The organism is Brotocaccenecus cirricatena (genome assembly GCF_020687045.1).
GTDB classification, from domain to species: domain Bacteria; phylum Bacillota; class Clostridia; order Oscillospirales; family Oscillospiraceae; genus Vescimonas; species Vescimonas cirricatena.
In genome coordinates, this window is record NZ_JAJEPW010000009.1 from 14,499 (window position 1) to 30,154 (window position 15,656).

The 15,656-nt window shown below is 57.2% G+C and carries 10 protein-coding genes; all 10 read right to left on the reverse strand.

The genetic code is table 11. The annotated features are described in order from the left end of the window. Positions 1-100 precede the first annotated feature (100 nt). Positions 101-229: a DUF4430 domain-containing protein gene (locus tag LKD37_RS17720; RefSeq protein ID WP_349048765.1), complete on the reverse strand. Its 129-nt coding sequence runs from the start codon at positions 227-229 to the stop codon at positions 101-103. Next, the gene (locus LKD37_RS17725; RefSeq protein ID WP_349048766.1) at positions 230-469 is read right to left on the reverse strand and encodes a hypothetical protein; all 240 of its coding nucleotides are present in this window, start codon (positions 467-469) and stop codon (positions 230-232) included. It lies immediately after the preceding gene. Positions 470-644: 175 nt separating this feature from the next. Continuing rightward, positions 645-1,580: a hypothetical protein gene (locus tag LKD37_RS04630; protein ID WP_302928115.1), complete on the reverse strand. Its 936-nt coding sequence runs from the start codon at positions 1,578-1,580 to the stop codon at positions 645-647. Positions 1,581-1,705: 125 nt separating this feature from the next. Next, a complete protein-coding gene (locus tag LKD37_RS04635) occupies positions 1,706-6,112 on the reverse strand; it encodes a dockerin type I domain-containing protein (protein WP_302928116.1) in 4,407 nt (1,468 codons plus the stop codon). Between the two features lie 18 nt (positions 6,113-6,130). Beyond that, positions 6,131-8,314: a transglutaminase-like domain-containing protein gene (locus LKD37_RS04640; protein ID WP_302928117.1), complete on the reverse strand. Its 2,184-nt coding sequence runs from the start codon at positions 8,312-8,314 to the stop codon at positions 6,131-6,133. 6 nt (positions 8,315-8,320) lie between these two features. Then, positions 8,321-9,418 carry a DUF58 domain-containing protein gene (locus tag LKD37_RS04645; RefSeq protein ID WP_302928118.1) on the reverse strand — a complete coding sequence of 366 codons (1,098 nt, stop codon included), beginning with the start codon at positions 9,416-9,418 and terminating at the stop codon, positions 8,321-8,323. Further along, positions 9,415-10,362, reverse strand: coding sequence for an AAA family ATPase (locus LKD37_RS04650; RefSeq protein ID WP_302928119.1), 948 nt, complete (start codon positions 10,360-10,362; stop codon positions 9,415-9,417). The genes LKD37_RS04645 and LKD37_RS04650 overlap by 4 nt, the downstream gene beginning before the upstream one ends. After that, on the reverse strand, positions 10,359-11,396 hold the full coding sequence (locus tag LKD37_RS04655) for a prenyltransferase/squalene oxidase repeat-containing protein (RefSeq protein ID WP_302928120.1): 1,038 nt from the start codon (positions 11,394-11,396) through the stop codon (positions 10,359-10,361). The genes LKD37_RS04650 and LKD37_RS04655 overlap by 4 nt, the downstream gene beginning before the upstream one ends. Before the next feature lie 125 nt (positions 11,397-11,521). Next, the gene (locus tag LKD37_RS04660; protein ID WP_302928121.1) at positions 11,522-13,435 is read right to left on the reverse strand and encodes a DUF4430 domain-containing protein; all 1,914 of its coding nucleotides are present in this window, start codon (positions 13,433-13,435) and stop codon (positions 11,522-11,524) included. 133 nt (positions 13,436-13,568) lie between these two features. Continuing rightward, positions 13,569-15,635, reverse strand: a complete 2,067-nt coding sequence (locus LKD37_RS04665; RefSeq protein WP_302928122.1) for a cohesin domain-containing protein — start codon at positions 15,633-15,635, stop codon at positions 13,569-13,571. Positions 15,636-15,656: the final 21 nt, after the last annotated feature.

A 15,656-nucleotide genomic window follows, 5' to 3' on the forward strand; every position in this document is an offset into this window, starting at 1 on the left:
TGGTCGCATGGTTAGGCGGCCTCTCGAATATCTCCAGAGGCCAATGTGTTCCGGGAACTCCGCTTCCTATATCAGCGTTCTCTATATTCTGGTGCCTCCATTATCCTCCCATACCACTGCCGAGATCTTCTCCCAGATCGCAGGCATAGCACCACTCCACCACATCGCCGTTATTCAGTTGGTAGCGGGAGCAGCCGTAGTTAGGAAACCATCCGTTGACGGCATACATTCAGCCGGAGAGCTTCCCTACATCGAACTCGTACAGATTGTGAATACCCTCGATATAGGCACTGTTATACACCGGCGTAAAGCTGGACTCCATGTGTATCTTATTTGCCTTGCAGACACGCTGCAGTACATCGTAGACACTTTCGCCGTCGCTGAACGTTACCTCTGTGGCTGGAAGGATGATACCGTCCTCCGGCACAAGGGCTTTCTTGCTCTCAACGCACTTATCAATATTGTCCAAGATCGTCTCGCAAGAGATGGATATGATGCAGGTATACTTTGTGTCCGCATCCACATCGCTGTCCTGTGGCTCTACAGGAGCCGGTTTTCCCTCCGGCACAGGTCAGCAGGAGCAGTGCCAGAAGCAATGTGCACAGAGGTTTGGATCGCCGCATATCACTTCACCTCAATATCCGTCATGTCGAACAGGCGTGTCTGGCCCTGCCGGAAGCGGTCGCAGGCGGCCAGTGCGTAGAAGCCCTGCTCGGTAGCCATACCTCATCGCTGTGACGGAAGCCGCCGCCCTCGCAGGCAAAGGCGCACAGGCCGTCCAGCGGGGACGCGCCGTTTTTTACGAAGCGGCTGTCCGCTGCGGAATCAATGCCCAGCGCCGTCAGAGCCACGATGACCTGTGCGCAGGACTCGCTGTTGGCCGCGCCCCAGCTCATGAAGCCGCCATCGGCCTGCTGGGCATCGGACAGATAGGTCAGCGGCGCGTCAACTGCCGCCTTGATGTCTGTCTCCTCCTGATAAGGGGCCAGAGATGTCAGGGCCATGGCGGTCATGTCCACATCGGATTCGTCGCCCATCAACGCCCAGCCGCCGTCGCTGCACTGATAGGAGAGAATCTCCGCCACCAGTCCCTCGCAGGTGGTCTGCTCCTCGCCATCGGCGCACTGGGGAATATCGTAGCCATGGCAGTCCAGCGCGATCAGCGCCCAGATGGGGCCGTTGGTACCCTGTGCCCGCAGATAGGCCATGTCGGTTAGGCCCGCCGTCAGATCAACGCCCGCCATGTTGGCGGCATTATATCCGGCAGCCGTCAGGCCCAAGATGGCGCGGGAGTTCTCAGTGGATTTCGCGTGGTGCAGCCGCACGGAACCTGCTTGCTTGACATAGTCCTCTACCGTCTGCTCATAGCTCTGCGCAGTCTCATCACTGAGAAGTCCGGCACGGCTCAGGCCGATCACCGCCCACTCGCCGCCAACAGAGCCTGCGGAAAGCGCATCTTGCTCTTGTAGATATTTACCCGTTTCACGGTAGGCGGTCTGCCATGGTGCCTCCTCTGTCTTTGCGCCGCAGCCGGTCAGCAGCACCAGCAGGAGCAGCAGCGCAATGGAATGTTTTTTCATAGGCGTCTTCTCCTTGCAGAACTGTTTTTTTGCCGTCAGTGCGGCTTACCCACCGTACAATGCGCACGGTGGGCAAGCTGGGGAGGTCATTTCATATCCGGGTTATTTCCGTGTACCACTATGATTTATTGTTCCACCGGGAACTTTGACAGCTTTCCGTTTGCTACACGGTAGATCAATGCAGCATCCGTCGTATTCACGACACCATCACCATTTACATCAGCTGCCAAAAGTTGATCCGCAGACAACTGATATTTTCCATTTGCATAACGGTAGACAATGGCGGCATCCGTGGAATCGACTTTACCATTCCCATTTACATCACCGTATTTGACCTCGGTCTGGTCCCCAATGGTCAGGGTCAGGGTAGTCATGGGCTTATCGCAGTGGACGCCGTATTCCATCTCCAGGGTGTCGCTGTTTTCTCGGTTTTGGTACATGGCGTAGGGGAAGGTGATCTGGAAGTCGGTATCACTGGCCTTCAGCGGCTTATCGGACCAGGTGACATACTTTGTCACATCGCGGGTCATGCCGTTGGCGTAGTAGGCCGTTACCTGCATACCGGTGGGGTCGAAGGTGTCTTTTACATTGTAGGTCGTCTTGTCCGGCAGCTTCGTGACCTCGATGCGTTCAATGGTGCTGCCCACGGCCATCAGGTAGGCGGAGTCGTTTTTAAAGTAGATGGTGCCGTACTCATCCATGATGGGGCTACAGATGGCGTACTGCGCCTGTGCGCCGCTGGGGGTGAAGATGTTGTAGGGCGTCGTATAGGTCTCCGTTTTTCCGCTGGCGGTATAGGTCTCCATGGTTTTCAGAGAAACCTCGGTCTGACCGGGCTTGTCCTCCAGCACCCGGAGCTTGCCGGGGGTGAAGTTATCGAAGAAATACACATAGACGCAGCCTGTCTCCTCCATATAGGCAGTGGTCAAAACACCGCTGGTTTGGGGATAGCCATGGGTGCGCACAGTGTAGGCGATCTCCCAGTTGGGGATGTCGATGACCGTAAGGTTATGGCCACTGTATGCGCCGAACTGTGCCGTGCCGGAGATGCCGATATAGGCCCGCCCATTGTAAATGGTGGGTGTGCAGGTGGACATGGCGGGATTGGCGGGATCGTCCGCATAGTTGTAGAGCTTCAAGGTGCGGACATCCTCAATGGTACCCTTTTCGTCCACAGTGGCCTCGTAGAAGTAGCCGCCCTTGCTGGTGAAGTAATACTTGCCGTTGTAATGGGTGATAGAGCTGCGGATGTCGCCGGTCACATTCATCTTGTAGGAGGACAGCAGTTCGCCGGTCTTGGGGTTAAAGGACAGCAGACTGGGCTTGCCGGTGGTGTAGCCGGAAGCGCCGTCATCCGTGCCGATCAGCAGGAAGTCGTCGCACACATAGGCACCGGCCCAATAGAAGCCGCCCTTGCTGGTGTAGTACCAAGTGGGGAGCTTTTCTTCCATCGTCTGCGTGGGGTCCTCGTCGGTGGCGCTCAGGCACACATAGTGGGCCTCGTTGATCTCGCCTACCCAAAAACCGGTGTAGATGTAGCCATCGTGATAGACAATAGAGCTGTTGGGCTGACCGCCGATGGAGTCCCGATAGATCCATAGGGAGTCCAGGGTATTGGCGTCGAACGCCTGGATCGTGCCGTCAGACAGGCCCACGAAAATCATGCCGTTGGCGTAGGTGGGCGGGTTGATGGCGAAGCTGGAGTTGTGATCCATGGGCTTATCAATGAGAATTTCGCCGGAGATAGCATCCACCTTGTAAATGCGGGAGCCGGAGTAGGTGTAGATGGCACCGTCCACCAAAATGGGGCAGCCGCAGGCGTTCACATCGTAGCCGGATCCAATGGAGGTAGCCCAGTACAGCTCGGCATCCTTGGCGTAGACCGGCGTCTTGTAGTCCACCACACCGTTATTCTCATTGTTTTGGCGTAAGTGGGGCCACGCAGAATCGAAATTGATGAGCTTGTCGTTGGCTGGAGCCTTCTTTAGCGTAATGGTCAGTGTACCGTCCTTGTCGGGGGCGGTATAGTGCTCCACCGTTTGACCGATGTACCCGGCGCAGGTGGTAGTGTAGGAATAGCTGGCACCGGGGGTCAGGCTGTAGGTGCCGTTTTTCTCCACGATGCGCTTGCCGTTCAGATCGTTGGTCAGGAACACCGTGGCATCCGCCGGGGTCGTTTGGATGGTCAGTTGGATGGGGTCACTTTTCTGAACATGGACGGTATAGGTCAGCTCAATGCTGCCGGTATCTGCGTGGCAGACCTGTACCGAAATATCCTCATTATAAAGGTCTGTGTTCAGGACCGCTTCCGCGCCGGCCAGCGTGTCATAGCGTACGCCGTTGACCTTGGCATAGTACCCGCCGCAGCAGGCGGTGTCTGTTCTGCTGTTGGGATAGGTGCCGGAGAGGTAGAGAGCGGCGGTCTCCCGGTCTACCTTAACATAATAATCCGTGGTATCTCGATCAAAGCGGGCCGTTGCGCCCTTTGGAGTTACAAAGGGCAGTGTCTCATCCTTTGTGGCAATAGTCAGGCTGGACAGGTGCAGCTGCCGCAGCAGCTGAATATCGTAGTCCTGATAGTAGGTAGTGCCGTTTTCTGTCTTGGAAATGCGGATCGTCACCGTCTGGCCGTAACCGGCCTTGGCCACGGCGTAGGTCAGGCTCTGAGCAAGACCCGTTTTGCTGACAGGCGTTGTGATCGTCTCCATCCGTGCGAGATTATGAATCCCCGGCACGGTGCTTTGGGTCCGATACAGCGCCGTCACGGTTCCGGTTGCCGTGGCCTGCATGGCAACGGAGCTGTTGCAGTCGGACACCGTATAGTTGTAGGTGTGGTCTGCCGCCGTGAAGGTCTTGTCGGCGGCGTAGGCGATCCGGCTGGAAGCATAGGTGCCGTTGTAGAATGCCAGATCGGTCAGCCAGTCGGTGGTGACAGGCTCCGGGACGGACACATTCAGTCCGCTGGAGGCCGTGAAGGTGATCTGCGTATGATACCAGGTGTTCTTCGTGGCGATGCAGGTATAGCTCTCGCCGGGGACCAGGTGATAGATCCCGTCCACCGGGGCAATCTCGGAGCCTGCTCCATTGATCACCTGCACCGTTGTTCCGGAAGGCACAGCCAGCGTCACCGGTACGGAAGCTACCTTCTGAATGTGGAGGGTATAGGTGCTCTGCTCCCCGTTGGGCGCTGCTACCTGAATCATGTGATCCTGCGTGTCTCCGGTCAGCTGCACCGCCCCGGTTCCGGTGACGGTATAATCCTCACCAAATGGTGCGGCGTCAATATCCACAGTGGAGGACACGGTTTTTAGGCTGTACTCCCGGGTGTTGGGCGCAAACTCCAGGGGCAGCTTGGTCCCCTCCGCCGTGGCTGCCAGAGCCTTCAGCGTGGGCACACGGGTCACGGTGACATCGTAGGACTGAATCTGCGTGTAGCCGTCCGAGCCTGTATACTGTGCTTCCAGCGCGAAGGTCTTGCCCTCCATGCCAGAGGTCAGCAGATAAGTAAGGGATGTGGCTGTGCTGTTCCAGCTGCGGGATATGCCCGACATATCCTTGCCGTTGGTGCCGGTATAGATGGTGCGGAGCTTGGTGGTCTTGGTATTCGGGACATTGCCCATCGCCGCATTCAGATACACGCTGCTCAGAGCATTGGCTGTATCCTCGATCCAATACTGCGCCGTGTGGTTTGCACGGTTTTGTGCAGCGCGGTAAGGTTCTTGATCGACATCCAGCAGCCGGATATTGCCGAACCACTCGCCGTAGGGCAGGGTCGCAGCGACCTGGGCGTCGGCGGAGACCGTCAGCGTTCCCTCTGTGCGGTTATATCCGCCGTCGGACACACAGAACTTATAGTCGCCGGCGATGACTTGGACGCTGCCGGTGCCGGTGGTAACATTGCCATAGACATCCGTAAGGGAGAGGATCGGTGCCTCCACCGCATTGCCGTTTTGGGTTGCTGTGGCGGAGACGGTGTATTTGGTCCCGTCCAGAAGGGCCGCATATTCGGCAATGGCGTCTTTCAGGTTTTTCAGCAATGGTCCTGCCGAGTCGGCAGTTGCCGTCCGCAGGCCCTTCAGCGCCGCTGCGTAGGCACTGGCCGCTGCCGGATAATTCTGCACATGGTTGGTCATGTCCAGGTAATCCGCCATTTGGATAATCAGCTGGATAGCTGCGTCCGAATAAGTCGAAGATACATGGAAGCAAAGGGCCTTGACGGAAGAAGCCGGAGCGTCCAGCTTATAGCCACCCTTGTCATAATAGAGCAGGTAATTGGCGGAAACGCCGTTGATCTCATAGACGAATCCGTTTTCCAGGCCGACAAAGTCAATATCTGAATCCGCCAGCGCCTGTTGAATGGTTTGCCCAGATTTATACTGGATACGGGTCGGCTCCACGATGGTGCTGTTGGCGTTCATAGCCACAAGCACAAAGCTACCGGCGTACCCCTCTGCGGCCATCGCCGTGACCGGCATGGCGGCAGAGAGCAGAAGCACCAGACTCAGCAGCAGAGCCATTACTCTTTTGTGCATTTTCCTTCCTCCTTTTTTTCAATACAGGCAGTTCCATAGCCGGTACCGTATTTTCTCCCAGGTTGTCCAGCTGCCCTTGCAGGCATCCAGTACACGCACGGCAAATGAGTCAACCTGCTTGCGCTGCTCCGGGGTCATCTCCTGGGTGCTGAACAGCGCCTTTTGATTCAGTTCTGCGGCCTCCGCAGCATCCTCCGAGAACTGCACCGTACTGTGGCGCAGCAGGCAAACGGCATAGCCATAGCGCATGGCAATGGCCTCCCGGTCGTTTGCGGCGTCGATAGCGGCCATCTTCTTCCGAAACACCCTGCGGCGATGGAAAATGCACCCGGCCAGCAGCAGGATCAGCAGCAAGGGAAGAAGCAGTAGGTAGTGGGCATTCAGTGAGAAGGTAAATCGGTCCTGCTTGTGCTCGTTGACCTCCTCTGGCTGCTCCACCTCTACAAATTGCTGGGTGTTGTTCTCATAGGTATTCTCATCCGGGCTGTCGCCGCCCAGGGACAGTTCCTCGTCGTCTATGTAGCCGGGAGTCACCTCGAACGGCACAAAGCCGACACCGCTGACATAGTATTCCGCCCAGGCGTGGGCGTTTTCTTCCGTCAGGGTAATGGTCTCACCGGCCTTGTAGCGGGCGGCATCCTCTGCCGAGAGGTAATATCCCTCCACATAGCGGGCCGGAACGCCCATGTAGCGCAGCATCAGCACCGCTGCCGTGGCGTAATGGACGCTGTAGCCGTGTCCGCTGCGCTCCAGCGTATATTGCAGGAAGTCGCCGCTGCCGTTCATGGTCCGGGCAGTCTCATCGTAGGTCATGGCTTCCCGTAGATAGTCAAAGATGATGGTGCGGATGTCGCTGATGGTCCGGGTCTGGGTGTCCAGCTTCAATTGCCGCTGGAGGACGGCCCAGCTGTCCTGGGTCATTTGCAGGTCCACGGCCCGGAGATAGTCGGCATAGGCCTGCTCCTTGGATAGATAGGTCTCGATGTTTTCCCGGCCCTGGGCTGTGGAGAGGTTCCGCTGGATCTGATACCAGTCCGGGACGCTGCCTTTCAGATAATACAGGCTCTCTGCCGGGGGCAGATTCGTGTCCCCGATGCGGTCCGCTGCCAGCGTTTCGCTGCCGTAGACGGCGTAGGGGTAGTAGCCGTGGGCGGAACAGGCGGAGAGATTTCGTATAGTCATGGACAGCGGTGTGGCCGTCTCCGTATAGCCATCCGCCAGTGCAATTTGACTCTGGCCGTAGAAACCCGCCTCATGGAGCCAATAGAAAAGGTCCTCATATTGGGCGGTTTCTTCGGTATCGGCTGCTTTCCAGCCGGTGCCGGTGTAGGTGTCGTAGACCTGCCCACGCAGATACACCTTTTCCGGCTGCTCCATTGTGACTTCCAGCGCCGGGGTGTCGCTTTTATTCCAGGCGGGTAAGTTCTTGAGGTTTCCTTCCGGCATGGAATTGGTATCGCTGTCGTAGTGCCGCTGGTGAAGCTGGGTTTGCATCGTCTCGACCATGTCTGTATTCAGCTTGTCTTGGCAGGACAGGCCAATCAGCAGACACAGCGCTGCACACAGGACCGGCAAGATCAGCTGCGCCGGAACGCCTGCAAGGGCTTCTCCCTCTGCCGTGTGCTGCACCATCAGCAGCACCGTGCCAATAATCAGCAGCCCACCGCCGATGCCTATGGGAAACAAGCCCAGCAACAGGGCTGCATAGCAGGGCAGCAGAATCGGCAAGGCCAGCAGCATCCGTCCGCTCCATGCGCTGCGGCTGAGAAGCAGCGACACCGCCAGTAGCAGAACCGTTACCGCCAGAGGCAGAAATTGGGCATCCGCTGCCGCAAGGTCCAGGTAGATCTTCCCGGTCTTTTTCGTCAGCAGGGTCAGGAAATCATTTGTCAGTGTTCCAAAACCGGGTAGGGCAAACTTGTTCAGTGCCAAGCTCAGAAGAAGCAACACGCCGATGCCCGCTGGAACGAGCCAGTTCCCGATTCTGGTTTGGTATACTATCAGCAACGCCGCCTGCACCAAAATCGCAGCTGCTGTCATAGCCCACCATGGGTAGGGAACAGAGGGAAATGCAGCGGTTAAAAGCAAGCAGAAGCCCACCGTCAGAACGGCACAGACCACCCAAGCGCCCCAGGGAAAGTGCAGCTTTTTCTGTGCCGTTTCGGTGACAATCCACTGGAGTCCATTTTCATTTTTTCGCATGATGGGTTAAACCTCCAGTCGCTGCATGGCCTCGGAATAATTCTGCGGGGCAAAGGTGGTCGCACCGGGGTACTGTTCTTCGGTACAGAGGATGAAATGCACCCGTCCGTCCGTGAGCAGCTGTTCTTCCGGCGCTGTGCCGAAACAGAGAATTCGGCTGTAACCGTCAGTTTTGGGCAGGCGGCACTCAGCGCTGCCCCTGGTCTTTACCAGAGCCGGGATAGCCTGCAAAAGCTGGTTTTCCTCTGAAATGTCCTGGACCTGCAGATCGTCCCGGTCCGTCCAGCACAGGGTATAGGGTACACCACTTTGCAGCAGTGCCATGCCTGCGGAGGACACGACCTCCGCCAGTGCGTCCATCTGCTGGGGGTTACCGCCGGTGCGCTTATCCCAGAATACCAAAAGGGAACGGCTCTCCGGCTGGCTGGCCTCTTTCAGAATCAGCTCATCGAACTTGGAGGACAGCTTCCAGTGAATTTGCCGGATGTCATCGCCGGGGCGATACTCCCGGAGCTGGTACACCTCGCTGCGGTCCTCACCCCGTCGATTGGAAGCGCCGTCGTCGGCATAGGCCGGTCGGGCGGTCATGTCCGCCTCCATTGGATACAGGTCCGGGAGGATGGTCAGACGGGCATCCGCTTTCACGAGGGCCTTCATGGGAAGCAGGCCCAGATAGTCCAGCAGGGTAAACCGGCTGATCTGCACATACACTCTGCCGCAGAAGCTGCTTTGCAGCAGGATGGTTTGGCTGCTTTCACCCTTGGCTCCGATGCTGCCGGTCAGCGTCACTGTCTGATCTTCCTCAGTGAGATCATTGCGGATAGAGACCTGACAGCCATAGCGCATTACGGGCAGAAACGCTCCGTTGCGGATACGCACCCGACAGCTGACTGCCGTGCGTTTTGCCGCTGTGGCCGGGGTCAGAATGTCCGCCTGCAGGTGCCTGCGGACATAGAAATTGACCGCCCAGGAGGCCAGGGGCAGCAGGAGCAGCAAGCAGAGTCCGGCCAGCGCCCAGAAGGAGCCGCTTGTAAGAAGCAGCGCCGCCAACGCCAGCAGCAGGATCAGATAACACAGGGCGCTGCCTAAGATCGTTTTTCTCATTTGCTGGAAAATTCCCGGACATCCGGCTTCTGGACGGAGGTAAGTACATTTTGCAGGATCAGTGCCGCTGTATAGTCCTGGAGCCGCGCCTTGGAGTTGAGGATCAGACGGTGGACGCACACATCCGGGAACACGGCGCACACATCGTCAGGGATCACATAGTCCCGGCCCTCTAAGTAGGCGTTGGCCTTGGCCGCACGGGTCACAGCCAAAGCGCCACGGGGACTGACACCCAGGGTCACATAGGCGTTGGAGCGGGTCAGATCCACCAGCTCTGCAATATAGTCATAAATTCGGTCTGCCACATGGATATTGCTGACCTCTGCAATGAGCTTTTCCAGCTCGGCAGGGGAAGTCACTGTCTGGCAGGCAGAGAGCGGGTCCACATGATGGCGATCCTTCAGCAGTGCCGCCGTGCTGGCCCGATTGGGATAGCCCATGCTCAGTTGGAGCATGAAACGATCCAGCTGGGATGCGGGCAGCATCTGCGTACCCGCAGAACCCACCGGGTTTTCCGTTGCCAGCACGATAAAGGGCTTCGGCAGGGGCCGGGTCACGCCGTCCACGGTGACCTGCAACTCCTCCATAGCCTCCAGCAGAGCGGATTGGGTCTTGCTGGAGGTACGGTTGATCTCGTCCGCCAGCAACAGATTGGTCATAATGGCTCCAGACTGATATTTCAGCTTGCCGTCTGCCTTATCGAATACGGAAAACCCGATAATATCCGATGGCAGGGTGTCGGAGGTGAACTGGACACGCTTGGAGTCCAGACCTAGCGTTTTGGAAAATGCCTTGGCCAGCGTCGTCTTGCCTACGCCGGGGACATCCTCCAGCAGCACATGGCCCTGTGCCAGGATGGCCAGCAGCACCTTGCGGACGATGTCCCCCTTGCCCAAAACGACCTTGTTGACCTCTGCCTGAATTTGATCTGTCAGCTTGTTCATGCTTTTTTCCTCTTTCTGCCGATGATGTAGATCGCACCGGCGGCGATTACGACTACCGCACCGATCACGGCGCAGATGATGATTCCGTTTGTGCCGAATGCCTCACGGGGCGCTTGAGTGCCGTCAAAATGCAGCACCCACGGCTGCCCGGACCGCACACGCTGCACAGCCACTAAGGCCAGGACGGATTGGGCCGTTGCCAGGCCGTCGCCGGCCCCCTCCAGCACATGGCGGTAGGTGCCGTCCGCTTCTCGGAACTGGGAAAGCTCCGTCAGCAGGGTGTGCTCGCCCTTAACAAAACAGCTATCCGTCTCCGGGTCAATGCCCAGCGCACACAGGGCCAGGATGACCTGGGCGGTGCTTTCCGCGTTTTCATCGCCGTAGGCGATATACCCGCAAGTGTCCGTCAGCTGGCCGGAAAGATAGGAAAGTGCTGCGTCGATCTCGGTCTCCATCTGGTCCCGATAAGGAGCTAGGGCCTGCACCGCCATAGCGGTGATGTCCACATCCGATTTTCCGGGGATCAGGCCGAAGCCGCCGTCCGGCTCCTGAGCAACGGAAATGGCATTTACCATGTCCTCCCGGGAATACAGGGCGTCTGCCGGGACCTCTGTGTCCCCGGCATCCAAGGTCAGCAGCGCCCATATCCAGCCATTTAAGCCCTGAGCGCCCGGATCACGGGCATAGTTGTAAGTACCCTCTGCGATCAGGTCAATGGCCGAGCCGTCGGGCTTCGTGCCGAAGTTGGTGGGGTTGCCCCCCAGTGCCAGCACCGTTAAAGAAATCCGGTGGTATTCCGTGGCCTTGTTGCGGTCCAGGCATCCGTTTTTGGCGTATGCGTCCTCCACATGGGCCTTCAGTTCCGCCAAATAGTCGGAATAGCTCTCCCTTGTGCCGGACAGTGCCATAGCTATGGCCAGCCAATCGCAGACGGAATCGCCTGCAGGAAACAGTTCCCGGTCTTTCAGCAATTCACCCTTCTTGCCGCCCAGAGCGGACATTCCCTCCGCACTCTGTGCGATCTGTTTTTCCAAAGAAGGCTGCGCCTCCGCAAAGACCACCGTTGGGAGCAGAAGCAGCACACAAAGAAGTGCCGCTAATATTCGTGTTGCACTTTTCATGCAGTATCCTCCATCGTTCGTTTCAACGCCCTTCTACTTTACCGTTCCCGTGTCCCGTTAGAGCGTTTCCCATCCTCCGCCGCATCAGCCGGTCCTATTCGGAAGTTGGCTCTGTGGGCGTCGGTTCCGTGGGGACCGGGCTCCGTAGGGGCAGGCTCTATTGGCTCCGTTCCGCCGCCGGTGGCCGGGAGAATATCTGTTTTCTCCTCATGGCACTTGGAGCAGCGATAGTGGATGTAACCATCCTCTGTTTCGGTGGGTTCCAAACGGTCCGTCTCCACGAAGTCGTGGCCAAGGGCTTGGTAGCTGCCGTTGATCCACAGGCCGCAGTAGCTGCTCAGTGAACCGTAGCCGCCTCCGGTGGAATCATAGCCGCCGATGTCCTTGCCGTAGGACAGGGTGAAGCGCACATAAATGGTAATGCCGTTGCGGACCTTGTAGCCACTCATGCCGGTACCCTCATACAGGGTGCCGTTGATGGAGTACATCCAGCCCGAGCCTTGGGTATAGTCAAACTCCCCGATGCTGTCCCGGTCATAGTTGTCATTGGTGGTGATGCCGTCCCGCAGGATCAGCTCCCAAAGATGCTCCGGGACATTGGCTCGGTAGGCAATGTCGCCCCGGCTAATCCGGCGCAGATAGAAGTTCATGGTAGCAGACCCCTGGTAATCCGGCTCATAACCGCGCTCCTGCAGGAAGCGCAGCAGCACGGACGCCGCCGTTTCGCCCTCCACGATGTCCAGCGTACCGGTATCCAGAATGCCCAGGCCGATGGTGGTCGCATCCAGCACCACATCCACCGAGCCTGCCGGGTCGCCCTCACTGATCTGGTGATAGGTGACGGTGTAGACCTTCATGGTGGAGTTTCCGTTACCATCCCAGGCCAGCACCCGGACGATGTGGGTCTCTTCATCGCCCAACTGAGGGGGATCGAAATACAACTCGTAGGTGGGTTGAGAATCGCCGTAGCTCTTTTCCACGGTTTTGCCGTCCAGCGTGACCCGAATTTGATTGGAATAGATCACACCGGCTCCCAGCTCTGCGTTGGCACGGGCAATCACCGTCAAGGGGAAGGTTTGGGAGCTCATGTCCAGGCTGGCCCCGTCCAGATTGGTAACGATGGAGGGTGGATAGTCCCCCACCGTCGGGTGGGTATCGTCCGCAAGATTCGCGTAATAGCCCACCCGGTACTGAACAAGTCCCAGAAAGGTCTCCCCATCATAAAGAGACAGCACAAAGAGGTTATCTGCGTTGAAATCCAGCTGTGCCTCGTAGTCCTGGTTATTCTGAGAAGTAAGCAGCAATCCGTTTCCGGAATTGGTCTCATTTTTCAGCCGGACACGGATATGCAGATCGCCCTTACCCAGGGGATAGGCCACAAAGGTCAGCTTGCTGTCGGGCAGCTCTGCCTTGGTAAGCTGCTGGGTTTTCAGTGTCGTATAAATGCGGGGGGTATCATCCTCCTCACCGCCGCTGCCGTGGTCACCTCCGCTGCCGCCGTGGTCCCCGTCGTCTCCGCCGGTGCCATCACCATGGTCACCGGAATCCTCGGAGCCGCCTTTGTTATCGTCTGACTTGGAGCCGCCCTGGTCGCCCTTGCCGGGGTTATCCGTGGGGTCTGTGGGGCCCGATGGATCCGGCTTGGTGTCATCGGGTTTCTGCGTGTCATCCGGGTTCTGTGGCTCATCAGGTTTCTGTGGCTCGTCGGGCTTCTGCGGCTCTGATGGGTCCTGGGCAGTATCCGTATTCTCTGTATTATCCTTGCCGGAGCTTTGTCCGCCAGTGCTGCCGGAGCCTTGCAGCGACTCTGCCTGGAGCCGATCCGGCTGAGTGCTGATGGGATTCTCCGGCCTTGTCCGACCGGAGGAAAGAAGTGAGAGGCTGATCCCTGCCACCAGCACAATGACCAGCAAAATACTCACGGCGCTATATAGGCCGCTATGTTTTTTCATACGGGTATCCTCCAAATGCTTATTTTGGATTTTTACCATCGTCTCCTAAAACAGGAGGCAATGGTAAAGCCCCAAAATATGGCGAATTGCCTCCCCTCCCAAAAGGGAGGGGAAGCTATGGATTCGCCTTGGTTTACTTGGAATTTTTGACGACCGCAACGGCGTCGGTGGAGTTGACGGCCTTGTCAAGGTTCACATCCGCGCGCAGGAACTTCCGCACAGAGACTTTCTCGAAGTCGGTGTACTTGCCGCTGTAGATGTCATAGGTGAGTTGCGCATCGTTGATGTCCACAACACCTGTCTCGTTGACATCATAGCTCTGCTTCACTTCTTCGGCTGTGGCGCTGGCCTGGTTGATATTGGCCTCAGCCGTAGCCACAGTGAATACCTCATTCTTGTCCACAATCACCAGCCAGCTGTACACATTCTCACCGTAAGCGGTAGTCTTATACATGACATTATCGCCGTAGGCAAAAGCCTTGCCCTCTTCGGGGGTGCCGGTCACGGTTACCAGAAACACGGTCTTGTTATCCATCTGCACATACTCGGAAACAGCTACCTCCATGGTCAGAGTGGATTTCTTCTCGATGGTGATGACCAGATCGCCGGTGACATTGGCGATAGTGTAGGTGTTGTCGGCTCCCTCGGTGATAGTCACATCCTTGCCGCCCATAGTGGCAGTGATGGTGTACTCAAAGTTCTTCTGCTTGGCCACGGTGAAGGTGTAGTTAGCCTTTTCCTGAACGGTGCTCTCGCCGGTAGCATCACCTGCGCCGGTGCCTGCAAAGGTGACCTTGTAGGTTTCCGGCAGCTTGACCTGCTTATTGCTGTTGATGACGATTTCGCCGGTGATATCCGCACCGGGGATGGTGTAGGTGGTGGTGCCGTCGTCATTTACCTGGGCCGTAAAGCCGGTGTATGCCTTGCCGCCGATGGTCACAGCCATCTTGTAGACATAGCCATCCACAGGGGTCAGCTTGAAGGTGTAGTCAGTCTGGTAAGTAGCAGTCGCAGCACCGGTGGTATCATTGCCCTGGGTGACAGTGAAGGTCTTGGGGGTCTTAGTGCTGGTGACCTCCACATTGCCGTTGACATTCGCCACAGTGTAGATGCCATTCTCGTCCGGGCTAACTGTCGTTGTCTCGCCGCCGCCGACGGTGACGGTCACGGTGTAGTCATAGTTGGGGTCCTTGGGAACGAAGGTCAGATTGCCGCCCGCTTCGATCACGGAGCCTGTTGCATCGGTACGAGTGAAGTCGTCCGGCAGAGTCACGGTGTAGCCGTTGACGGTGATGGTGGTCGTACCGTTCAGCACGATGGCGGCGGGGGCATCAAGTTCGATGGCATTGGTATTGGTATCCACATACGCCGCCGTGACCTTGACCGCAGACTGGCCCTGACCGGCTGCGGTGAAATTCAGAGTGAGCGCGTCGCCCAGCTCGGCGGCTTTACCGTAACGCACGATTCGCACGGTGCCGCTGCCGGGAATCACGCGATAACCCTCGATGCTGGTGGCTTCCATGTTCAGCGTCAGAATGGTGGGGTCAAAAGAGAAGGTCATGTCGTAGGCGTTGTAGGCGTTCTTGCCGTCGTTGTTGCCGATGGTCACAGGGATCTCCACGATTTGACCGGAGGCTACCTGCTTGTCCGCACCCATGGACACGGAGTAGCCCTTGGCTTCACTGGACTTCACTGTGACATCAATGATGTTGCCGGTTAATTTGACATCGTTGTCTTTAAGCGTATCATAGTCAGGTAGCGCTTCGGTTTTGACCTCAATACGAGCGTTTTCTGCCGTGATGTTCTCCGTTGCCGTAAAGGTAACAGTGGCAATCTTGCCGGTGTTAAGAGTGACAGGGTCGCCTGTAGTGCTCAGGCCGGATACCCGGATGGCATTTTTACCAAGGATATCAACATTATCTCCCACTGCGCCAGTAGTGCCCGTGCCCGACATACATCCAGGTTCAAGCTCGCCGCTGGTTTTGACATAAGCAGTCTTGTCAAAATAAATTGCCCACTCCCAGTTATTCAGGTTCGTAATGGTCTTGTCGATCGACAGTGTAAGCGTAATCGTATCACCCGGCTGAACCTCTGTCTTATCAACTGTTGTTGACATCGTCGGAACATCAGCAGCAAATACAGCAGGGATAAGGCTGATAATCATGGCGATTGTCAACAGAATGGAAAGAGTTCTTTTCATTTTGTGTTTAACCTCCTTATG